Below are 21,511 nucleotides of genomic sequence, written 5' to 3'. Positions count from 1 at the left end.
CAAAAACAAAGGAGAACAGCAATGAACTGGAAATGCCTAACCCTCACCGTCGCATTTGCCGGCATGGCGGCCGCTTTGCCCGCAAAAGCCGATCAGCTCGACAACATCATGTCGGCGAAAACCCTGCGCTGCGCGACTTTCGCTGACGTTCCTCCCTTCGCTTCGCCCGATCCGAAGACCCGCGAAATGGCCGGTTTCGACGTCGATCTCTGCGGCGCCATCGCCAAGGAACTGGGCGTCAAGGCTGAAATCAAGCCGGTTTCGGTCGAGGCCCGCGTGCCCGAGGTCAAGCTCGGCCGTGTCGACATCACCGTTGCCAACCTCGCCTATACTCTGAGCCGCGCCGAGCAGATCCAGTTCAGCGATCCCTATTATCTCGCCAAGGAAATGCTGATCGTGCCGGCGGATGATGCGGGCAAGAAGAAGGCCGATTATGCGGGCCAGCGCATCGCTTCGACCAAGGGTTCGACCTCCGAGATGTCGATCAAGCTCAACAAATCCGACCCACTGACCTTCCAGGATACCGCCTCGGCCTATCTCGCCGTCCAGCAGGGCAAGGCGCGCGGCATGGTGGCCAACACCATGACGACGACCAAGTTCGTCAATGAATCGAAGAGCAAGGGCAAGGAAATGCGGATGATCGAGGAGCCGATGCTGTACCAGCCGATCGGCATCGGTATGGCCAAGGATCAGCCGGCGCTGACCGCCAAGATCAACGAGATCCTTCGCAAGCTCGACACATCGGGCGAGATCAACAAGATCTGGGACAAGTGGCTCGGCCCGGATACCGAATACAAGATGACGCGCACCGACAAGGTCGTATCGCTCTCGGAGCTGAAGTTCGACCCGATCCCGTAGGATCTCGGGGTCCAAACGAAATCAGACGGCGGGACATGCCCGCCGTCGGCCAAAAATGGGAGGCATCCATGATCCATATTAAAGATATTGCCGAACGGCCAAGCAAAGCCGATATCGACGCCGTTTCCAAATTTTCGCCCGCGACGATCCACGAAGCCCAAGGGCGCCGCGGAGCCCTTTCCTCCCGCCTCAAGCCCGTCGACTACCGCATGAAACTGTGCGGTCCGGCCTTCACGGTGAAATGCGCGCCGCGTGACAACATCATGCTGCAGCTCGCCATCAACTACGCAAAGCCCGGCGATATCATCGTCGTATCGGCGGGCGAATACGAAGAGGCCGGATCCTTCGGCGATGTGCTTGCCAATGCCTGCCTTGCAAAGGGCATCGGCGGCCTCGTGACCGACACCGGCGTGCGCGACACGCTTCAACTGAGGGAGCTTGGCTTTCCGGTCTTCTCGCTCAGCGTCTGCATCAAGGGGACAGTGAAGGAAACCATTGCGGCGGTGAACGATACGATCATCGTCGGCGGCGAAATCATCCATCCCGGCGACATCATCGCCGGTGATGCCGACGGCCTGGTGGTCGTGCGTCGCCAGGAAGCGCAGGAAGTCGCCAGGCTGTCACAGACCCGCGAAGATGCCGAGGCCGGCTATATCGCGGCATATAAGCAGGGCAAATCGGTCATCGAGGTCAGCAATCTCGAACCGGTGCTGAAAGCCAAGGGCCTCGTCGTCGACATCTGACGCGACACCACAATAGCTATCAGCCCTGCCATTTTATAGGGCGGCTGGCCTTTCCGACCAGCCGCCCTATGCAAACCGGACGGTTCAAACGCTTTCGGGCGTAATCGTTTCAAAGGGAACCACGCGCTGAAGGATTGTTGTGCTGTCGCGGTGTTCCAGCGCGGCGATCATCGTCGCGATCAATTCGTCCGATATCTGATCCAGCGGATGGCACAATGCCGCCATGATCAGGCCTTCCGTCAAGCCCTTGCGCGTTTCCGGGCCGATGTCGCGGCAGACGACCCTGACCTTATCCCGCTTTTCGACGGGTGCCTCGCGAAGAGCGCGCAGCACACCGGAAATCCCCCCTCCGACAATGAAGATACCTCTGAGGTCATCGAGTTCGGAAAGCAGCTGGCTGACGATCCGGTAGGCTTCCTGCGGCTCCTCATGTGTCGGTCTGCTGTCATCCACCTGAAGATGCGGCGCGTGCTCGCGCATATAGGATCGAAAGCTCGCATCGGAGACATCCTGGCACTGATAACGATGATTGCCGATGAATACGGCGATCCGGCCGGGCATCGGCGTGGTCTGAGCCAGAAACCATGCGGCGGTCCGCCCGAGTTTCCAATTGTCGGTGCCGACGAAGCCGGCGCGATCCCGGGCGGACTGATCGGTTATATAGGCAACAACCGGCTTCCCCCTCTCCCTGAGCGATTGGATGGTCTGCCCGATCAACGGGTGGTCACCCGCAATGACAGCAACTGCATCACAGCGTTTGCCAAGCGCTTCGAGACGATCTGCAATATTTTGTGGCTCGAGGACATCGACAAAATCGACCACGGCCACGACTTTCTCGTGCTGGCGTCTCGCGGCCGCCTCGGTGATCTTGGAGCCGAACAGCCGGTAGAGCTCACGGCTCGACTGCTGGAGAAGAAAGCCGAAACGATAATTCGGCAGGAGCCGCTGCCTGCGGTCCTCGATCACGCCGCGACCATAAAATCCAATCTCTTCCGCGGCATTTTGCACCCTCTCGATCGTTTCCGCACGCACTGCGCCGGTACCTCCGAGGATGCGGTTGACCGTGGCGATGCTGACGCCGGACGCCTGGGCAAGGTCGGCAATGGTTGGCCTCTTCATGATATATTTCATTCCATTTTTGGATGAAATTAAATGATACATTAATTTCATCAAAACGCAATAGGCATTCCAATTTCAGCGATCCGTTGATACAAATATTCCAGCGAGTTGGGAGCCTTGCTTTGAGGAATTGTTACTCCCGACCGCCTTTTTGGGAGGAAATCACATGAGTTTTTCAATGCGCGCCGTACGCGGGCTGCTGGCTGGCGCTGTTTTGGTTCTTGGCGCTTCTTCTGTCATGGCCGCGAATATTGCTGTCGTCGGCGGCAAGACCGACGACGAATTCTGGAGCCGTATCAAGAAGGGCGTCGATGACGCCCGGCTCGTCGTCGAGAAGAATGGCGGCTCCGTCAGCTATCTGCAGCTGCAGACCTACGACAATCTCGGGCCTGACGCCGCCCAGCTCGTCCGCACGGCCATCAGCCAGGGCGTGACCGGTATCGTGGTGCCCGACTGGGTGCCCGAGGCAGAAGACGAGGCCATCAAGGCTGCCGTCACCGCGGGCATCAAAGTTATCCTGATGAATGCCGGCAACATCGACAAAGCGCGCGAGCTTGGCGCGATCAACTATGTCGGCTCTGATGAATACACGGCCGGCAAGGCAGGCGGCGAATATTTCGCGTCCAAGGGTGCGAAAAATGTCATCTGCGTCAACACGCTCCCGGGTGCGGCAAACCAGGGGGCCCGTTGCAAGGGTGTCATCGACGGCATTACCGGAAAGGGCGGTGCCGGCAAGCAGCTGCCGTTGCCGGCGACCAGCTTCGGTGATCAGACGGCAATCGCCGAAGCCGTCAAGGCGACACTGCTCCAGGACGACACCATCGACGGCGTCCTCAATGTTGGGGCTTCCGACGCTGATGCGGCTGCAAGCGGGATCGCTCAGGCAAACAAAGTCGGCAAGGTCGCGCATGGCACCTTCGACCTGAACGCCTCGGGGCTTGCCCGCATCAAGGACGGTTCGCAGACCTTTGCAATCGACCAGCAGCCTTACCTGCAGTCGCTGCTGGGGGTTTCGCTTCTCGCCGCGCATATCGACTACGGCACCAACCTGCCGACCGCACCGGTGCTGACCGGCCCGGGCATCGTCGATGCGTCGAACATCGACGCCACCCTGGCCGGCGTCAAGGAAGGCGCTCGCTGATCGTTCGAAACGGGCTCCGGCCCGCGGGATATCCGCGGGTCGAAGTTTATCGAGCGTGCGGACAACCGCGTCCGCGCGCCTGGAGATTCACGCCCAAACTGGGGTAGGCATATGAACAATCTTTCATTCGGCAACCTGTTGCGCCGTCCCGAGGCGGGTGCATTCCTCGGACTTGTCGGCGTCCTCGTGTTCTTCGTCGTATTCGGCAGCACCAAGTTCCYGGAGCCCGCCGGCGCCGCAAGCTGGCTCAACGTCGCCGCCAATCTCGGCATTATCGCTCTTCCCATCGGACTTTTGATGATCGCAGGCGATCTCGACATTTCGATTGGCGCGATGATCCCCGCCGGCTCCATGACGGTTGCGGTCCTCTCGGGCTACTACGATCTTCCCATGTGGGTCGGAATGCTCGGTGCGCTTGCCTTCGGCCTCATGGTCGGGCTGGTCAACGGCTACCTCGTCGTGCACACAGCCGTGCCGTCGCTGATCGTAACGCTCGGTACCCTCTTTGCTGTACAGGGCCTGATGCTTGGCACCTCGGTTCTCGTCACCGGCACCACGAGCGTGGCGCTGACGGCCGACCCCTGGGCAAAGTTCCTTTTCGGGCAGTTCCTGGCCGGGTCGTTTCAGGTGATCATTCTATGGTGGGTGGCCATCACAGCGATCTTCATCTTCTTCATTCACTTCTCGCCTTACGGGAACTGGATTTTCGCGATGGGCGGAGACAAGGTCAGTGCCCGCAACGCCGGCATTCCGACGACCCGTCTGACGATGGTCCTCTTCGTCCTCTCGGCGATGAGCGCGTCCTTCGTCGGCATGTGTCAGGCCATCCTGTTCAATTCCGCGCAGGTTTCGGGCGGAATGACATTCATCTTCAACTCGATCATCTCGGTCGTCGTCGGAGGTGTGCTGCTGACCGGAGGGTTCGGGTCGGTGATCGGGATCTTCTTCGGCACGATCACCTTCGCCGTCGTCAACCAAGGCATCTATTTCACGACCTTCGACCGCAACTGGTCGAGCCTGATCATCGGCGTGATGCTGCTCGTGGCCGTCCTCATGAACAATACGTTCCGCCAGATGGCGCTGACCTATTCACCCAAGAAGAAGAAGTGAGAGCTGAGACATGGCTGGCCCAATTCTTGAACTTGAAAACGTCAACAAGTCCTTCGGCCCGATCGATGTGCTCTATGACATCACATTGAGCGTCCATCCCGGTGAAGTGCTTTGCCTGCTGGGTGACAACGGTGCGGGAAAGTCCACCCTGATCAAGACCTTTGCCGGTGTCTACAAGCCGACGACCGGCGCGGTGAAGTTCGAAGGCCGACCGATCGTCTTCCAGAATCCGCGCGAAGCTGCAGACCTCGGCATCGCAACGGTTCATCAGTTCGGCGGCACCTTTCCGCTGATGAGCATCGGCCGTTCGTTCTTCGTGGGGCGGGAACTGACCAAGGGCTTCGGCCCGTTCAAAATCTACGATCGCAAGGCAGCCAATGAAATCGCGGTCAAGGCCGTGCGCGAGTTCGGCATCACCCGCATCGACGATGGCGACCGCCTGATCGGCGGCCTGTCGGGCGGGGAGCGGCAATCTCTGGCAATCGCCCGAGCCGTCCACTTCGGCGCCCGGGTGCTGATCCTCGACGAGCCGACCGCCGCTCTCGGCGTCAAGGAGGCGGCGCATGTGCTGCGTATCGTCCTGGAAGCGCGCCGTCGCGGTCTCGCCGTCATTTTCATCACTCACAACGTCATTCACGCCATGACGGTGGGAGACCACTTCGCGGTGCTCATCAAGGGTGCGAAGGCGGCCGACTTCCGCAAGGGTGAAAAGACGCGCGAAGAGATTACCGACCTGATGGCAGGAGGCGAGGCCATGGCCGAACTCGAAGCCGAAATCGAAGCGTACTCGACGGCGCATAGCGGACATCCCCCGCCGGTCTGACCAGCCGTCGAAACGGATGAACTCCAGAAACTCTAAAGAGCTCGCCTACCCCGGCGGGATGGCCCAGCACAATCATCGGACGGGTAAACAGCCATGAAGATTGCAATCGATCCCTTTATGCATCGCCACCTCTCACTCGAAGAATTGCCCTCGAAAGTGGCTGAACTCGGATACGAGTGGATAGAGCTCAGCCCCCGGGCCGATTTTCTCGAGTGGTTCAAGGCGCCGCGCGTGTTTCCGGCCCGCGCCAAGGCATTCAAGAAAGCGCTCTCCGATGCCAATGTCGGCATTGCCTCGATCCTGCCGATGTATCGGTGGGCCTCGAACGATGAAAACGAGCGGCAAGCTGCCGTCAAGCACTGGAAGCGCGCCATCGAGATCAGTGTCGAACTCGGCGTCGACACGATGAACTCGGAATTCGGCCGCGGGCCCCATCCGGACAAGGGTTCGTGCTACTGCTGCCATACCGGTTCCATGATCGAGGCCTGCGAAGACGCCTGGTGGCGCTCGATGGAAGAATTGGTGCCGATCTTTGAAAAGGAAGGCATCAACCTGCACGTCGAACCGCATCCCGAGGATTGGTGCGAAACCTTGCAGCCGGCGCTCGATATCATCAGGACGGTCAACTCGAAGAACGTCAAGTTCCTCTATTGCGCGCCGCATACCTTCTACTTCGGCGATGATACCAGGGCGATGCTCCGGGAAGCAAAGGACGTGCTCGCCCATGTCCATGTCGGCGACACTTTCAATCACAAGGCCTCTTCGGGGCTCCGCTACATCCTCAACCCTCCGGGCACGCAGGCCAGGGTGCATCAGCACCTGAACATCGGCCAGGGCGAGGTTCCCTGGGAAGACTTCTTCAGCACGCTGGCGGAGATCGGGTTCGACGGCATCATGACCGCATGCGTCTTCGCCTGGGAGGACAAGGCCGACCACTCCGGCAAGTTCATGCGCGCCGAAATGCAGCGCTTTGTCGACAAATATTGGACCGCGAAATAACGCGCGATGCCCCTCTAGCGGTTCGCGATGCAGCCAGGCGATTGGCGCAAGCGACCGCGACCGGGGTTCTGCCCGGAACGCTCAAACATCACAGACATCATTCCTGGAAGGACAGAAGATGATCAACGGAGAAAGATCCATCGAGCGCCCCCTGCGCTGGGGCATGGTCGGCGGCGGCCGCACCGGGCAGGTAGGCTACAAGCATAGAACCGGCGCCCAGCGGGACGGCACCTACCGGCTCATCTGCGGAGCCTTCGATCTCGACGCCGAACGCGGACGCGACTTCGGCACGCAGATCGGCGTCGCTGCGGACAGGTGCTATGGCGACTATAAGGAGCTGATCGCCAAGGAGGCCGGGCGTGAGGACGGTGTCGAGGTCGTCTCGATCGCCACGCCGAACTTCACCCATTACGAGATCACCAAGGCGTGCCTGGAAGCCGGTCTTCACGTCATTTGCGAAAAGCCGCTGTTCTTCACCGTCGCCGAATGCGACGAGGTCGCCAGGCTGGCGAAAGAGAAGGGCCTGATCGTCGGTGTCACCTACGGCTTCACCGGCCATCCGCTGGTTCATCAGATGGCGGCGATGGTCAAGAAGGGCATGCTCGGCGATATCCGCATCGTCGACATGCAATATACCCACGGCTTTAACGCGGGCGACGATGTCGGCGCCGGCGAAGCCGTGAAATGGCGCACCAATCCCAAGACGGCTGGCCCGACCTTCGTTCTGGGCGATATCGGCACGCACCTCTACTATCTCTCMGAAGTGGTGCTGCCGCAAATGAAGATCGAAAAGCTGCTCTGCGACCGCAAGGCCTTCATTCCGACCCGTGCGCCGCTGGAAGACCACGCGACCGTTCTCATGCATTACGACAACGGCGCCCGCGGCCGTCTTTGGGTGTCCTCGGTGGATGCCGGGAATATGGGTTCGCAGCGCTACCGTTTCGTCGGCTCCAAGGCCTCCGTCGAATGGTCCGATTCCCATCCCGACCAGTTGATTTACGAAGTGCAGGGTGAACCGAACCGTACTTTGCATCACGGCATGCCCTACCTCGAAGAGGAAAGCCTCGCCTACGATCGCATGGGCGCGCTGCATACCGAGGGCCTCGGCGACAGCTGGGCGAACATCTACCTCTGGATCGCGAAGGCGATCGACGCAAAACGCCGCGGCGACGAGGCATTCCTCAAGGGCCATCATTATCCCGGCATCGAAGCCGGCACCGAAGGTGTGCGCTGGCTGGAAAACTGCGTTCGCTCGGCGGACGCAGGTTCGGCCTGGGTCGAGTTCAAGTGATCGATCAGGGGGCGCGTCGGATCTCCTCCATCCTCCTCCCAGGCGCGTCCCCGACACCCTTTTTTAGAAAGACAATGACATGAAACTATCGATCTGCACCGACGTGATGGGCGACCTCTCCTTCACGGACATGCTCGACAAATGCGTCAAACTTGGTGTCGAGGGTATCGAGATGACCGGCGGCGGCTGGTCGCGCGGGCCGCACTTCCGTGCGGACGAGCTGCTGGCCGACAGGGGCCTGCTCAAGACCAGGCTGAAGGAAATCGAAGCCCGCGGCCTGGAAATCGCCGCGCTGAATTGCTCGGCAAACCCGCTCGATCCGGGTGTCATGGGCAAGCGCCACCGCAAGGAAATGGAAGACACCATCCGGCTCGCCGGCGAAATCGGCGTGAAGAAGATCGTCACCATGTCCGGCCTGCCCGAAGCCGCCCCCGGCGACACGGTGCCGAACTGGCTCGTCTACACCAAGAGCTGGCCGAACGAGATGCCTGAGCGCGACCGATATCAGTGGGAAGATCGAGCCTTCCCGCTCTGGCACGGCCTGGTCAAGCTCGCCGATGAAGTCGGCGTCGAAAAATATGCGCTGGAAAACTTCTCGGCAATGCTCGTATGGAACCCCGAGACCCTCTTCCGCCTGCGCAACGAAGTCGGTCCGAAAGTCGGCATGAACCTCGACCCGTCGCATCTGATGTGGATGGGCGCCGACCCGATCGCCTCCGCCCGTGCGCTCGGCAATGCCATCCATCATTGCCATGGCAAGGATACTCGCATCGAGCGGGGCCTCGCCGACGTCAACGGCTTGCTCGAGCTCAAGGACGTAACCGACGTCGCCAATCGCAGCTGGAACTATGTCGCCGTCGGCGCCGGCCATGACCTGCAATGGTGGAAGGAGTTCTTCTCCGTCGTGCGGATGGTCGGCTACAACGATTGGGTCAGCCTCGAGATGGAAGACTTCACCATGTCGACCGAGGCCGGCATCCAATCCTCCATCGATGCGCTGCAGGCAACGATCAGCCGCTGATGGACAGGCGCGGGCGGTCGTTCGCCCGCGCTCCCTTGCATTGTTCGTTTCTTGTGAAGAGGCCGACGATGCCCAACCCGATCACCATGACCGAATTCAATACTATTGCGAGGAAACCGACATGACCAAGACATTGGACGTGATCACGATCGGGCGCGCCGGCGTCGACCTCTATGGGGCGCAGGTCGGAGGACGGCTGGAGGATATGGGATCCTTCGAAAAATATATCGGCGGCAGTCCGACCAACATTGCCTGCGGCACGGCGCGACTGGGCCTCAAGTCGGCACTGATCTCCCGGGTTGGCGATGAGCATATGGGCCGGTTCATTCGCGAGGAGCTTGCCCGGCATGGTGTCGACGGCAAGGGCGTCGTGACCGATCCCGAGCGGCTGACGGCGCTTGTCATTCTCGGGATCCGGGACGAGGAACGTTTCCCGTTGATATTCTACCGGGAAAACTGTGCCGACATGGCGCTTTGCGAGCAGGATATCGATGAGGCTTTCGTTTCCAGCGCCCGTTCGGTGCTGGTGACGGGAACGCACCTCTCCCATCCGCGCACGGAAGCAGCCGTGCTCAAGGCGCTCGGCTTTGCCCGCAAGCATGGCGCCAGGACGGCTCTCGACATCGACTATCGTCCAAACCTTTGGGGGGTGGCCGGCCATGGCGAGGGAGAAAGCCGCTATGTGGCAAGCGGGAAGGTGACCGAAAAGCTCCAGACGACGCTTTATCTGTTCGATTTGATTGTCGGGACGGAGGAAGAATTCCACATCGCCGGCGGGACGACCGATACCGTAGCGGCACTGCGGGCCGTGCGCGCCGTGACTGCGGCGACGCTCGTCTGCAAACGCGGCGCCAAAGGGGCGGTCGCATTCGAAGATGCAATACCGGACAATCTGGACGAGGGCATTTCGGGCGAGGGTTTCCCGGTCGAAGTCTTCAACGTTCTCGGCGCCGGAGACGGCTTTTTCGCCGGGCTGCTGAAAGGCTGGCTTGATGGCGAGGATTGGCCGACCACGCTCAGATACGCCAATGCCTGCGGCGCTTTTGCCGTCTCTCGTCATGGCTGCACGCCGGCATATCCGTCGCTGCAGGAACTGAATTTCTTCCTCGAGCGCGGCATGACGCGCCCCGATCTGCGCAATGATCCGGCGCTGGAGCAGATACACTGGTCGACCAACCGGCATGGCGTCTGGTCCGAGATGCGAGTCTTCGCCTTCGATCACCGGATGCAGCTCGAAAGCATGGCGGGCTACACGCCGTCGAAGGGTGGCGCCTTCAAGGAGCTTTGCCTTGAAGCGGCCCTGAAAGTACAGAACGGGCGTTCCGGCTACGGAATCCTCTGCGACGACCGGATCGGCCGGCGCGCACTCCACGCCGCCTCCGGGACCGGCCTCTGGATCGGCAGACCCTRCGAGTGGCCGGGGTCGCGGCCGCTTAGCCTGGAGCCATCGCTTGGTTCCGATTGCGGGGGGCTTTCGGAATGGGCGCGCGAGAACGTCGTCAAGGTGCTCTGCTTCTGCCACCCGGATGACGACGAGGCGACCTGGGCCCGGCAACTGGCGGAAGTACGGCGACTTTACGTGGCCTCGCGCCGCAACAAGTTGGAATTCCTGCTCGAGGTCATCCCTTCCAAGGTCGCAAGCATCACCACGGACACAACCGCGACGCTGATCCGCCGCTTCTATGTCGAAGGTATTTATCCCGACTGGTGGAAGCTCGAACCGATGGACGAGCCCGAAGCTTGGACGCAGGTCTGTGCCGCCATCGAGGAAAACGATCGTCATACCAGAGGGATCGTGGTCCTCGGCCTGGATGCGCCGGAGGACGTATTGAAGGCGAGCTTCGAAGTTGCCGCAAGCTTCCCGCTCGTCAAGGGATTTGCCGTCGGCCGGACAATCTTCGGCTCCGTCGCCCGCGGCTGGTTCGAGGGCTCGATCAGTGACGAAGAGGCCGTCGAAGAGATGGCGAAACGATATTCCCGGCTTTGCACGGTCTGGGACGGCGCGCGGGCGCGCGTGCAGGAGGCAGCAGAATGACAACGGTACGAATGACAGCCGCGCAGGCCATGATGAAATGGCTCTCGGTCCAGATGACCGAGGATGGCGAACGCTTCATCGAAGGCGTCTGGGCGATCTTCGGTCACGGCAACGTCGCCGGCATCGGAGAGGCGCTGCATGGGATTGGCGACGCCCTTCCCACATGGCGCGGCCAGAACGAACAGACCATGGCGCATGCGGCGATCGCTTATGCAAAGACGCTGAAGCGCCGGCGCGCCCAGGCCGTGACATCCTCGATCGGCCCCGGCGCCACCAATATGGTCACGGCTTGCGCGCTTGCCCATGTCAACAGATTGCCCGTGCTTTTCATACCCGGCGATGTGTTTGCCAATCGCCGCCCCGAGCCGGTGTTGCAGCAGATCGAGGATATGAATGACGGGACCGTCAGCGCCAATGACTGCTTCCGGCCGGTCTCAGCCTATTTCGACCGGATCGCCCGTCCCGAGCATCTCCTGACTTGCTTGCCGCGCGCCCTGGCCGTCATGACCGATCCCGGCAGCTGCGGCCCCGTTACGCTGGCCTTCTGCCAGGATGTGCAAGCAGAGCTCTACGACTACCCTCAGGCATTTTTCGAACCGAAGGTGTGGCGCATCCGCCGTCCCGAACCGGATCCGCGAGAGGTCGCAGATCTCGCCGATGCCATCCGGGCTGCGCGCAAGCCAGTCATCATTTCCGGTGGCGGCGTTATCTATTCTGAGGCCGAGGCCGAACTTGCCGCATTCGCGGAAAAGCACCATATCCCGTTTGTCGAAACGCAAGCCGGGAAGGGCGCCAACAGCTGGGAGCACCCGCTGAATTTCGGATCACCTGGTGTGACCGGCTCGGCGTCGGCCAACGCGCTTTGCGCCGAGGCGGACCTCGTGATCGGCATCGGCACGCGCTTCCAGGATTTCACCACAGGCAGCTGGGCGCTTTTCCGCAATCCCTCGCGCCGGCTCGCTTCGATCAACCTTGTCGGATATGACGCAACCAAGCATTCGGCATTGCCCTGTGTCGGCGATGCCAAGGTCACGCTGGCGCGCCTATCCACCGCGCTCGAGGCGTATCGCGGGGCCGGCGTCGATGCCGGGAGCAGGACCGACTGGCACAAAACGGTCGAACGCGTGACGGCGGCGCCGGAGGCGGACGGACCTGGAAACCTGCCCACCGATGCGCAAGTCATCGGCGCCGTGCAGCGGGTGGCGAAGGAAAACTCCGTGGTCATGTGCGCGGCCGGCACCATGCCGGGCGCACTGCAGGTGCTGTGGCAATCTGCCAAGGGCGGATACCACATGGAATATGGTTTCTCCTGCATGGGTTACGAAGTGGCGGGCGCCATGGGCATCAAGCTCGCGCGCCCCGACAAGGACGTCATCTGCTTCGTCGGCGACGGCTCCTACATGATGGCCAATTCGGAACTCGCCACCGCCGTCATGCGGCGGGTGCCGTTCACCGCGGTGTTGACCGACAACCGCGGTTACGGCTGCATCAACCGTCTTCAGATCGATTGCGGCGGCGCCGAATTCAACAACATGTACAAGGACTGCAATGTCGACGTGCAGCCCGAGATCGATTTCGTCGCGCATGCCGCCTCGATGGGCGCCCATGCCGAAAAGATTGGGTCCATCGCCGAGCTTGAGGCACGCATTGTGGCGGCGCGGGAACGGAATATTCCGAGCGTTCTGGTGATCGACACCGATGCGGTTCCCGGAACCGACGCAGGCGGCCATTGGTGGGACGTTGCCGTTCCGCAGGTCGGGGGGCCGGAGCGGCTCGAGCAGGCGCGCGCGCGTTACAACGAGAATGCCGCCAATCAACGCGCGTTTGATTGAAGGACAGCAACTTGGCTGGATGCTCCCGCCACACGGCGGACGCCTGCGCGCAAAGATCAGTCTGGACACTATTATGGACACGTGTTCTATAAAATGGACAGATTTGACGGGAGCACGCCATGCATCTTTCCATGTGGACCTACCCCTGGGACATTCAGGACCAGGGGCTCGACGCCTTTGCCGCCGAGCTTCGCGGCCGTGCGGGCCTGACGACGGTCAGCCTGGCGACTTCCTATCACGCCGGCCGGTTCCTGCAGCCGCGGAGCCCGCAGCAGAAGGCCTATTTCCCCGAGGACGGGACCGTCTACTTCCGACCGGATGAGAGCCTGTGGCGGGATAAGCTGATCCGGCCGCTGATGGCTGGGAATGTCACTGAGCGCGGCGACATGCTGGAAGCACTCGTCCGGGCGCGCGACACGACGGGTCTCAAGGTCTCCTGCTGGACGGTCTGCCTACACAATACCCGTCTTGGCATGCTGCATCCCGATCATGTGACGCGGAACGCCTTCGGCAATCCCAACTATTACAATCTCTGCCCTTCCAGCCCGGCGGCGCGGGACTATGCCGTCACCCTTGTTCGCGACATCACGACCAACTACCGACCCGATATGGTGGAACTCGAGAGCCCGAACTTCATGGGATTCGCGCATGAATACCATCACGAGAAAGACGGTGTCGGGCTCAACGCCGAAGACGATTTCCTGCTTTCGCTCTGCTTCTGCGACCATTGCACGGCGCGCGCCATAAAGTCCGGCGTGCCGGTCGAAGGCGCGCGCGGAACGGTCGCGCGCTTCATCGCGGAACTCTGCGAACGAGCTGTCCCGGAACGGCAATTCCCCGACTTCCCGGCCGCCGGCATCGATGCCTTTCGCGATCATCCTGATCTCTATGCCTATCTCACTTGGCGCAGCGAACCGGTGACCAGCCTGATCGGCGAGATCAAGGCGGTCGCCGATCCGGCGACACGCATCGTGCTCATCGACCTGAAGGACGGCTGGCTCGGCGGCGTCGATCTGGCAGCCGCCGGCAAGCTCTGCGACGGGGCGATCCTCTGCTGCTACGACATGGAGCCGGATGCCATCGGCGATGTCATCCGGACCGGCCGGGCGGCAATCGGACCGGGCAAGTTCCTCGGGGTGGGCCTGCGCGTCTTCTATCCTGAGGTCAGCGGGCCGGCGGTGCTCGCTGCACGCGCCAAGGCCGCCGTCGATGCCGGCGCTGATGGCGTGAACTTCTACAATTACGGCCTGATACCGGCAAAGCGTCTCGACTGGGTCAAGGCAGCGGTCGACGCAATCGCTTAAGCCGATTAGCGCTTAGAGCCTTTCCTCAGGATGCGATGGGTTCGGCGACCTGGATCAGGCAGTCGCCGGCCTGGCTGTCGCAATGCAGCCTGTGGGAAATGACAATGCCGCTCTCGGCAAAGCGCAGCTCTTCCTCCGGCTGCTCCAGGCGTTCCAGATCATGATACGATCCGGCAAGCTCGCCGGCGGCAACGATGGCGCCGAGGGCTGCGGCCGGCTCGAACCAGCCTCTGCGGTTCGCATAGATGCCCTGGCTGTGCCGGGATAGCGACAGCAGTTGCAACGGTCCGGGCTCGGCGAGCGGCATGCGTGACAGGACCGGACGCTCGACGATGCCGAGTGTGACGAGCAGCCGGTCGATCGCCGCCGCCGTGAAGGTCATTGTCTCAGGCGTCACGGTGCCGCCGCCGCCGAACTCGCCGGAAAGAGCGATGGTTCCGGCCCTTGCCGCAGCCCCCATCGATGTCGGTGCGGTCGGCCCGTTGTCGGCGATGAAGGCATGCGCCGCCCCCATGGCGCGCATCAGCGAAACGGACCGTTCGAAGTGGGCGGTATCGGCCTGCCGCTCGATCAGCGTGCAGGGCAGGTGCGCCATGGAGGTGCCGCCCGAATGCAGGTCGAGCACGACGTCATGGCGCGGAAACAGCTCGTGTTCGAGGAAGTGCGCCAGGCGCGCCGTCGGCGAGCCACTGGGATCGCCGGGAAACGCCCGATTGAGATTGCCGCCGTCGAAGGGCGAGCAGCGCTTGGCCGCCATCACCGCCGGCAGGTTCGCCATCGGCAGGATGGTGACGGCGCCGCGAATTTCCGCGACATTCAGCAGCCGCATCAACCGGCCGAGCTGGAGTTCGCCCTCATACTCGTCGCCATGGTTGCCGGCCATCAGCAGCAAAGACGGCCCCTCGCCATTTTTCAGGCGAAGGATCGGAATGCGGATCTGATAATAGGGCGACCGGTCGATCGAATAGGGAATGGCGAGGTGGCCGGCCTGCCGGCCCTCGCGCAAAAAGTCGATCGGATTGACGAGACCGCTGTGCATGATGTCTCCAGTGCGGGCGGTTGCGATGCCGTTACAGCGCCGCGCGTCCTTTTGAGATGCACAAATGACGCTGTAACACTTTCAACCTACGCATCGTGCTTTCCGAAAATCGAATCCGATTTTCGGGTCGATGCGTTAGAGTGCGGCGATCGCGGTCATTTCAACGCGCAGATCGGGATCGGCCAGACGTGCTTCGGTGCAGGCGCGGGCTGGCGGGTTTTCGATATCGATCCAGTCATCATAGACGCTGTTCATCGCCTCGAAATCAACAATCGCCGGCAAGAAGACATTGACGGCGATGAGGCGTGAGCGGTCGATACCGGCTTCCTTCAAGAGGGCGTCGATCTTGCCGAGCACGTCGCGGGTCTGATCCTCGATATCAGCCTTGCGATTTTCCGCGACCTGGCCGGCAATATAGACGAGACCGCCGTAGCTGACGGCTTGGCTCATACGCGAACCTTTCTGATAACGCTGGATCATAAGCGGGTTTTCCTTTTCTTGCTTTTGGAGGGAGAGGTCAGCCGAAGCTGGTCAGATAGGCCGCGGTCACCGAATGGTCCGGGTCGAGGCCGTAGAGGATGGCATGCCGGTCAAGGCAGGTGCAGGGATGCGAGATGCCGTACTCGATAACGTCGCCGACCGCGACGTCGCTGCCGTCGGCAAGGGCCACGAAAGCGTGCTGATCGTTGAGCCGAAACACTTCAGCGCTTTCGAGATCGGCAAAATAGGCCCCATTGCGATATAGCACCAACGGCCGCGGCAGGCCCTGGTCCATCGCCACGTCGCGCATGCCCATGCCGCAGATCGCCAGCCGTGCCTCCGGCCGGGAGAGGACCTCGGCCCAGACCCGCAACGCCGGACGGAAACCTGCCGCCGCCGAAACCGTCTCGCCGCCGATGCGGAAACCGCCGCGTGCATCGAGGCCGGCAAGACCGCGTTCGTAAATGCCGTGATCGTGGAAGAAGATCGCGCCGCTGCGCAGCACCAGACGGCAGGCGGGATCGGCTGCGATGGCGGCGGAAAGCCTGGCAATCACCACATCGAAAAACACCGAGCCGCCGGCAGTGACCAGGAGCGGCCGCTCGTCGCCGATGCGGGCGCGCAGCTTCGGCAGGAAATCTGATGTCACCGCCATCAGCGCGTCGATGCGACGCATCGTCTCTTGCGCATCGGCGGTCGCCGCCGCACCCTCATAGGCGGCAATGCCGGTCAGCCGGAAGGCCGGCGTCTCCGCGGCAAGGATCGCCTCGAGAATGGCCTCGGCAGCGTCGACGCTGCGAGCACCGGCGCGGCCGGTGCCGAACTCCACCAGCAGGCCGAGGGGCGGCAGATCGGCACGCTCCTGCCATGCGGTACGGAGAGCATCGACGAGCGCTGTCGAATCCACGAAGATGTGGAGTTCGGCATCGGGATAGTGGCCAAGCAGGGCCGCGAGCCGGCAGGCAGCGGCGGCCCCGCCGATTTCGTTGGCGAGGATCAGCCGGCGTTGTCCCGCCTTGAGCAGGACGGCGGCCTGGCGGATATCGGCGACCGTCGTGCCCCAGGCGCCTGCCGGCAGAAGTGCCTCCGCCAGCGCCGTCGACATCGGTGTCTTGGCGTGCGGCGCGATGTCGGCGCCGTGGCTCTTCACATAGGCCATCATCAGTTCGACATTGCCGGAGAACGCCTGCCGGTCGAGCGAGATCAGCGGCAGGGCCATCCTGCCGTCATAGGGCTTCCATCCCTGCTTGCCGATTGCAGCAAGCGGGAGCGGCGGATTGCCCGGCGGAAAGCCGCGCACCCGCTCGTCGATCAGCACGTTTTCCATTGTGATATGAAGGTCAGACATGGCAGCCCCTCCGGGCGTCGGCCGGATCGGCGATGCCGAGCCGATAGGTGTCGTTGGCTGTGGCAAAGAACAGGGCGCGCTGCTCGTCGTAAGACAGCTGCGCGGCGACCGTGCGGAAAACCTGGTAGACCTCGTCGAAAGAGGCATGCAGGCCCGCGACCGGAAAGTCGCTCGCGAACATGGCGCGCGCCGGACCGAAACACTCGAGGCAATGCTCGATCACCGGCCGCAGGCTTTCGAGCGTCCACGCGTTGTCGTAGGCGACAAGGTCGGAGATCTTCAGGCGCAGATTCGGCTCGTTGCCGAGCGCCCGCAGGCCACGGCGCCAGAGCGCCATGCCGTCCTCCGTCCGGTCGGCCGGGCTGCCGCCATGGTTGAGCACGAAAAGCGTTTGCGGAAAAGCGCGCGCCAGTTCGAGCGCCTCGCTCATCTGCCAGGGATAGAGCATCAGATCGAAGACCAGCCCGAGCCGGGTGGCATGGGCCAGCCCCGCCCGCCAGGTGGGATCGCCCATGCGGTTCGGGCGCGAAGCAAAACTCTTCGCCGCTTCAGGGTGCCAGCTCAGAATATCGCGGATGCCGACGACGTCGGGATTTTCCGCTTCCGCCTCGAGCAGGCGCATGGCGTCGGGCCCATCGAGAGGCACGCGCGCGATATAACGGTGCGCCACGCCAGAGCTGCGGTCGAGGCCATCCAGCCAGCGGCTCTCTTCCAATGGGTAGGCAACGGACCAGCCGGCTTCCACATGCACCGTTGCAACCACGTTCTGGCGGGCAGCATCGGCGCGATAATCGTCGATGCCATAGTCGCGCAGGATCGGCGCGAGGCTTCCGAAAACCATCTCCTCGCCGGAAGTTCCGGCCTTCTGCAGCCAGGGATGGCGTTGCAGGCTGAGGTCCCAGAGGTGGTGATGCGGGTCGATCACCGGCCCCTCGTAGCGCTCCGTCATCGGCGCGCCTCGCGGCCGGAAACGAGCAGAAGGGCAAGGATCAGCGTGCCGAACATGATCGAGCGCCAGCCGGGCGAGGCGTTGACGACCGTGATCAGCGCCGTCGTCGTGACGAGCAGGATTGCGCCCGGAATGGTCCCGGCATAGGTGCCGCGGCCGCCGAGGATCGAGGTGCCGCCGAGCACGACGGCGGCGATCGAGGTCAGCAGGTAGGGGTCGCCGATGCCGACATAACCTTGCCGGTTCATGCCGAGCACGAGAATGCCGGCGAGCCCTGCGAAAAAGCCCGACAGCGTATGGACGATCAGCGTGTTGCGCGTGACGCTGACGCCGGAAAGCCGGGCCGCCAGTGGGTTCGCCCCAAGCGCCAGGAAACGCGCGCCGATCGGCATGCGGTGGACGAACAGCTGGACGACGATCGAGACGACGAGCCACAGAATGATGCCCGAGGGAATGCCGAGCGGCCGTGGCTGCCCGAGCAGAATGACCGCCGGGTTGCTGACGGTGACCGCGCTGCCGCCGGCGACGATGACGAGCAGGCCCTGCAGGAAGGTCGCCATGGCAAGCGTCATGATGATTGGCGGCACGCGAAGATAGGCAGCACCGGCGCCGTTCATCAGGCCGATGCCGGTGGCGATGGCAAGGGCAGCCGCAATGCCGGCGAGGCCGGTCGGGTCCCAGGCGGGCGAGATCAGCGGCAGCAGGATCGCCGTGACGGTGATGACCGCGCCGACGGAAAGATCGATGCCGCCCATCAGGATGACGAGCGTCTGGCCGGCGGCGGCAATGCCGATCACCGCGGCGAGTTCTAGCAGGTAGCGCAGGTGGCCATAGGCACCGAAACCACGCAGCGAGACGCTGGCGGCGATCCAGACGAGCGCGACCAGAAGGAAGGTCAGCAGCGATGGATTGCGGAACACGGACCTGATGATGTTCATCGCCTTGCCCTCCATTGCCCGAGAAGTTCCGGAACGGCGACTGCGCCGACGATGATCAGCCCTTGAGCGACATATTGGGCGACCGGCGGGAAGCCCAGGAAGAACATGACGTTGATCATCACCGAAAGCAGCAGGCTGCCGCAGATCGCGCCGCGCATCGTGCCCTTGCCGCCGAGGAAACCCACGCCGCCGAGCACGGCGGCGGCGATCGAGTTCAGCGTGAAGGGCGTGCCGATGACGGGATCACCCGAGCCGGTCTGCGCAGCAACGAAGAGACCGGTCAGGGCTGCGAGAAGACCGGACAGCGCGAAGGCTGCGACCTTCACCTTTTCGACCGGGACGCCGGAGCGGAACGCGCCGACCGGATTGTCGCCGGCCGCGTAGATGCCGAGGCCGAGCGGCGTTGCGAGAAAGGCCTTCCAGAGTACGAGGATCACAATGAGCAGCAGGAAGGCGACGGGCGTGTGGCCGGCCAGCACCGTCGACAGCCAATCGGGAATGAACCCGCCCGGCCGCGGCAGCAGGATAAGTGCGACCCCGCCGATGATGAAGGAGCCGGCGAGCGTGACGATGATTGCAGGAAGCCTCAGATAGGTCACGATGGCGCCGATGACGGCGCCGATCGAAAGGCCGGCAAGCGAGACCGCAAGAATGCCGCCCGGCACGCCGAGCGCTCCTTCCATCGTCGTCGCGGCGATCACCGCTCCAAGACTGACGAGCGGGCCGATCGCCAGCGTAATGCCGCCGTTCAGCATGAGCAGCGCCTGCGCCATGGTGACGAGCGCGAGCGGGAACCAGTTCTGCGTGAACTTGGAGAAGCCGCCGATCGAAAGGATGCCGGGAAAGAGCAGCGCATAGAGGATGAGAAAGGCGGCGACGACCAGATAGAGGCCGGCAAGGCCGCGGTTGCGGCGAAGCTGGATCGCGCCGTAGAGCCGGGATGACGAACTTGTGCTCATGCCGCCTCTCCCTGCGTCGTGGCCTTGATACCCATAGCTGCGCCGACGATCGCTCCTTCGCTGATTTCATCCTGCGACAGCACGGCCGCGATGCGCCCCTCGCGCAGAACCACGACACGGTCGCAGAGATGCACGAGCTCCGGCGTATCGGAACTGGCCAGAATGACGAGCCGCCCCTCGGCGGCGAAGGCGCGGAGCATCAGGTAGATTTCCCGCTTGGTCTCGATGTCGACGCCGCGCGTCGGATCGTTGAGGAGCAGAACGGAGGGATCGAGCGGTAGCCATTTGGCGAGCGCCACCTTCTGTTGATTGCCGCCGGAAAGCGTCTGCACCGGGCGGGCCGTATCGCCCTTGATCGTCAGCCGGCGCGCCAGATCGGCGACCAGGCCGGTTTCCGCCGGCCGGTCGCGCAGCCCTTTGCGGGCGAGCCGTCCGAGCGAGGGCAGGATGAGATTGGAGGCGATGGAATGGGGCAGCACCAGCCCCGCATGCTTGCGGTCGGCCGGGACATAGACGATGCCGGCGGCATTCGCCTCGCCGACATCAGCGGGGAGGCCTGGTTTGCCGGATACCTCCGCTCTGGAAGCTGCGGCTGGAATCGCGCCGTAGAGGCCGAGCAGCAAGTCTTCCTGCCCTTGCCCCACGAGCCCGCCGATGCCGACGATCTCGCCGGCGCGGGCGGAGAAGCTGACGTCACGCACCATGCCGGCGGAAAAACCTTCGATGCTGATGCGCATCGCCCCGGGTGCGGTGACGGAGCGCGGCGGGAACAGGTCTCCAGTCTCGCGGCCGACCATCAGGCGCACCAGCCCTTCGCCGTCGATGCCGGACAACGACTGGTCGGCGGTGACCAGGCCGTCCTTCAGCACCGTGACGTGCGAGCAGAGCGCCTGCACCTCGTTGAGGCGGTGTGAAATATAGAGAAGTGCCGTGCCGCGGTCCTTGAGCGTCTCGATCAGGCGGGCAAGGATGCCGGCTTCGTGCGCGGAAAGCGACGAAGTCGGTTCGTCCAGGATCAGCACACGCGGCTTGCGGAATAGCGCCTTGGCGATCTCCACCATCTGACGGCGGCCGAGCGCGAGGTCGGCGACCGGCATGTCGAGCGGCTCGGTAAGCCCCACCATGTCGCAAACGTGTCGAACGCCGCGATGGAGCGCTCTGTAATCGATGAGACCGAACCGGCGCGGAAATGCGCCGAGCCCGATGTTTTCGGCAATCGAGAGACTGGCCGTGAGGCTCAGCTCCTGCTGAACGACGGCAATACCGGCCGAGCGCGCAGCCGCCGGGCTGAAGCGTTCGACCGGCTTGCCGTCGACGAGGATGGAACCGCCGTCCGGCTGGAGAGCACCGGACAGGAGGTTGATCAGCGTGGACTTGCCGGCGCCGTTTTCGCCGAGCAGGGCGTGAACCCTGCCCGGCAGAAGGGCGATGTCGACGCCCTTCAAAACGGGATTGCCGAAAAATCCCCTTAACACCTGCCGGGCTTCCAGCAGGGGTTTTTCTTCCGTCATGACGGCTTTCC

At 62.8% G+C, this 21,511-nt stretch carries 19 protein-coding genes; 11 read left to right on the top strand and 8 right to left on the bottom strand.

All coding sequences use genetic code 11. The features are described 5' to 3' along the window. Positions 1-21 precede the first annotated feature (21 nt). Entirely contained in the window at positions 22-858 is an 837-nt protein-coding gene (locus AC1ECN_RS14400) for an ABC transporter substrate-binding protein (protein ID WP_207580121.1), read from the top strand. Positions 859-926: 68 nt separating this feature from the next. After that, on the top strand, positions 927-1,601 hold the full coding sequence (locus AC1ECN_RS14395; RefSeq protein ID WP_011654448.1) for a 4-carboxy-4-hydroxy-2-oxoadipate aldolase/oxaloacetate decarboxylase: 675 nt from the start codon (positions 927-929) through the stop codon (positions 1,599-1,601). Between the two features lie 84 nt (positions 1,602-1,685). Here AC1ECN_RS14395 and AC1ECN_RS14390 read toward each other — a convergent pair whose 3' ends face one another. Beyond that, the gene (locus tag AC1ECN_RS14390) at positions 1,686-2,720 is read right to left on the bottom strand and encodes a LacI family DNA-binding transcriptional regulator (protein ID WP_024320317.1); all 1,035 of its coding nucleotides are present in this window, start codon (positions 2,718-2,720) and stop codon (positions 1,686-1,688) included. 166 nt (positions 2,721-2,886) lie between these two features. On the opposite strand from AC1ECN_RS14390, the gene AC1ECN_RS14385 reads away from it, so the two are divergent. The 9 genes from AC1ECN_RS14385 (at position 2,887) to AC1ECN_RS14345 (ending at position 14,276) form a co-directional block, all read left to right on the top strand. After that, entirely contained in the window at positions 2,887-3,861 is a 975-nt protein-coding gene (locus AC1ECN_RS14385) for a substrate-binding domain-containing protein (protein ID WP_477953328.1), read from the top strand. A 111-nt stretch (positions 3,862-3,972) separates the two neighbouring features. Next, positions 3,973-4,971 (top strand): ABC transporter permease, encoded by a 999-nt coding sequence (locus tag AC1ECN_RS14380; protein ID WP_477953326.1) that lies wholly within the window; start codon positions 3,973-3,975, stop codon positions 4,969-4,971. 10 nt (positions 4,972-4,981) lie between these two features. After that, the gene (locus AC1ECN_RS14375; RefSeq protein ID WP_024320314.1) at positions 4,982-5,794 is read left to right on the top strand and encodes an ATP-binding cassette domain-containing protein; all 813 of its coding nucleotides are present in this window, start codon (positions 4,982-4,984) and stop codon (positions 5,792-5,794) included. 93 nt (positions 5,795-5,887) lie between these two features. Then, a complete protein-coding gene (locus AC1ECN_RS14370) occupies positions 5,888-6,793 on the top strand; it encodes a sugar phosphate isomerase/epimerase family protein (protein ID WP_477953324.1) in 906 nt (301 codons plus the stop codon). A gap of 118 nt (positions 6,794-6,911) precedes the next feature. Next, a complete protein-coding gene (locus AC1ECN_RS14365; RefSeq protein ID WP_477953322.1) occupies positions 6,912-8,084 on the top strand; it encodes a Gfo/Idh/MocA family protein in 1,173 nt (390 codons plus the stop codon). 79 nt (positions 8,085-8,163) lie between these two features. Continuing rightward, positions 8,164-9,105, top strand: a complete 942-nt coding sequence (locus AC1ECN_RS14360; RefSeq protein ID WP_477953320.1) for a sugar phosphate isomerase/epimerase family protein — start codon at positions 8,164-8,166, stop codon at positions 9,103-9,105. 121 nt (positions 9,106-9,226) lie between these two features. Next, entirely contained in the window at positions 9,227-11,140 is a 1,914-nt protein-coding gene (locus AC1ECN_RS14355) for a bifunctional 5-dehydro-2-deoxygluconokinase/5-dehydro-2-deoxyphosphogluconate aldolase (RefSeq protein ID WP_477953318.1), read from the top strand. Further along, positions 11,137-12,972, top strand: coding sequence for a 3D-(3,5/4)-trihydroxycyclohexane-1,2-dione acylhydrolase (decyclizing) (gene iolD, locus AC1ECN_RS14350; protein ID WP_477953317.1), 1,836 nt, complete (start codon positions 11,137-11,139; stop codon positions 12,970-12,972). Before AC1ECN_RS14355 ends, iolD begins: the two co-directional genes overlap by 4 nt. Positions 12,973-13,091: 119 nt before the next feature. Next, positions 13,092-14,276 carry a hypothetical protein gene (locus AC1ECN_RS14345; protein ID WP_477953315.1) on the top strand — a complete coding sequence of 395 codons (1,185 nt, stop codon included), beginning with the start codon at positions 13,092-13,094 and terminating at the stop codon, positions 14,274-14,276. A 25-nt stretch (positions 14,277-14,301) separates the two neighbouring features. On the opposite strand, the gene AC1ECN_RS14340 is transcribed toward AC1ECN_RS14345, so the two are convergent. The 7 genes from AC1ECN_RS14340 to AC1ECN_RS14310 all read right to left on the bottom strand — a co-directional run bounded on the left by AC1ECN_RS14340 (position 14,302) and on the right by AC1ECN_RS14310 (position 21,500). Then, the gene (locus tag AC1ECN_RS14340; protein ID WP_477953313.1) at positions 14,302-15,315 is read right to left on the bottom strand and encodes a succinylglutamate desuccinylase/aspartoacylase family protein; all 1,014 of its coding nucleotides are present in this window, start codon (positions 15,313-15,315) and stop codon (positions 14,302-14,304) included. A gap of 135 nt (positions 15,316-15,450) precedes the next feature. Beyond that, positions 15,451-15,795, bottom strand: a complete 345-nt coding sequence (locus AC1ECN_RS14335; protein WP_024320306.1) for a RidA family protein — start codon at positions 15,793-15,795, stop codon at positions 15,451-15,453. A gap of 37 nt (positions 15,796-15,832) precedes the next feature. After that, positions 15,833-17,143 (bottom strand): alanine racemase, encoded by a 1,311-nt coding sequence (locus AC1ECN_RS14330; protein WP_477953311.1) that lies wholly within the window; start codon positions 17,141-17,143, stop codon positions 15,833-15,835. After that, a complete protein-coding gene (locus AC1ECN_RS14325) occupies positions 17,136-18,092 on the bottom strand; it encodes an amidohydrolase family protein (protein WP_477953309.1) in 957 nt (318 codons plus the stop codon). The genes AC1ECN_RS14330 and AC1ECN_RS14325 overlap by 8 nt, the downstream gene beginning before the upstream one ends. Then, positions 18,089-19,030: an ABC transporter permease gene (locus AC1ECN_RS14320; RefSeq protein ID WP_477953307.1), complete on the bottom strand. Its 942-nt coding sequence runs from the start codon at positions 19,028-19,030 to the stop codon at positions 18,089-18,091. Before AC1ECN_RS14320 ends, AC1ECN_RS14325 begins: the two co-directional genes overlap by 4 nt. Continuing rightward, the gene (locus tag AC1ECN_RS14315; RefSeq protein ID WP_477953305.1) at positions 19,027-19,989 is read right to left on the bottom strand and encodes an ABC transporter permease; all 963 of its coding nucleotides are present in this window, start codon (positions 19,987-19,989) and stop codon (positions 19,027-19,029) included. Before AC1ECN_RS14315 ends, AC1ECN_RS14320 begins: the two co-directional genes overlap by 4 nt. Continuing rightward, positions 19,986-21,500: a sugar ABC transporter ATP-binding protein gene (locus AC1ECN_RS14310; protein ID WP_477953303.1), complete on the bottom strand. Its 1,515-nt coding sequence runs from the start codon at positions 21,498-21,500 to the stop codon at positions 19,986-19,988. The genes AC1ECN_RS14315 and AC1ECN_RS14310 overlap by 4 nt, the downstream gene beginning before the upstream one ends. Between the last annotated feature and the right edge of the window lie 11 nt (positions 21,501-21,511).

Source organism: Rhizobium sp. 01N447_2 (assembly GCF_056399245.1).
The sequence above is the reverse complement of the archived record's forward strand: the minus strand, read 5'-3'. Positions and strand labels throughout refer to the sequence as shown.

Coding starts and splice junctions, on each gene's coding strand:
- AC1ECN_RS14375 (WP_024320314.1), top strand. CDS start 4,982: ATGGCTGGCCCAATTCTTGAACTTGAAAACGTCAACAAGTCCTTCGGC.
- AC1ECN_RS14325 (WP_477953309.1), bottom strand. CDS start 18,092: ATGACGGAGCGCTACGAGGGGCCGGTGATCGACCCGCATCACCACCTC.
- AC1ECN_RS14315 (WP_477953305.1), bottom strand. CDS start 19,989: ATGAGCACAAGTTCGTCATCCCGGCTCTACGGCGCGATCCAGCTTCGC.
- AC1ECN_RS14335 (WP_024320306.1), bottom strand. CDS start 15,795: ATGATCCAGCGTTATCAGAAAGGTTCGCGTATGAGCCAAGCCGTCAGC.
- AC1ECN_RS14320 (WP_477953307.1), bottom strand. CDS start 19,030: ATGAACATCATCAGGTCCGTGTTCCGCAATCCATCGCTGCTGACCTTC.
- AC1ECN_RS14330 (WP_477953311.1), bottom strand. CDS start 17,143: ATGTCTGACCTTCATATCACAATGGAAAACGTGCTGATCGACGAGCGG.
- AC1ECN_RS14340 (WP_477953313.1), bottom strand. CDS start 15,315: ATGCACAGCGGTCTCGTCAATCCGATCGACTTTTTGCGCGAGGGCCGG.
- AC1ECN_RS14395 (WP_011654448.1), top strand. CDS start 927: ATGATCCATATTAAAGATATTGCCGAACGGCCAAGCAAAGCCGATATC.
- AC1ECN_RS14345 (WP_477953315.1), top strand. CDS start 13,092: ATGCATCTTTCCATGTGGACCTACCCCTGGGACATTCAGGACCAGGGG.
- AC1ECN_RS14400 (WP_207580121.1), top strand. CDS start 22: ATGAACTGGAAATGCCTAACCCTCACCGTCGCATTTGCCGGCATGGCG.
- AC1ECN_RS14360 (WP_477953320.1), top strand. CDS start 8,164: ATGAAACTATCGATCTGCACCGACGTGATGGGCGACCTCTCCTTCACG.
- AC1ECN_RS14385 (WP_477953328.1), top strand. CDS start 2,887: ATGAGTTTTTCAATGCGCGCCGTACGCGGGCTGCTGGCTGGCGCTGTT.
- iolD (WP_477953317.1), top strand. CDS start 11,137: ATGACAACGGTACGAATGACAGCCGCGCAGGCCATGATGAAATGGCTC.
- AC1ECN_RS14390 (WP_024320317.1), bottom strand. CDS start 2,720: ATGAAGAGGCCAACCATTGCCGACCTTGCCCAGGCGTCCGGCGTCAGC.
- AC1ECN_RS14370 (WP_477953324.1), top strand. CDS start 5,888: ATGAAGATTGCAATCGATCCCTTTATGCATCGCCACCTCTCACTCGAA.
- AC1ECN_RS14310 (WP_477953303.1), bottom strand. CDS start 21,500: ATGACGGAAGAAAAACCCCTGCTGGAAGCCCGGCAGGTGTTAAGGGGA.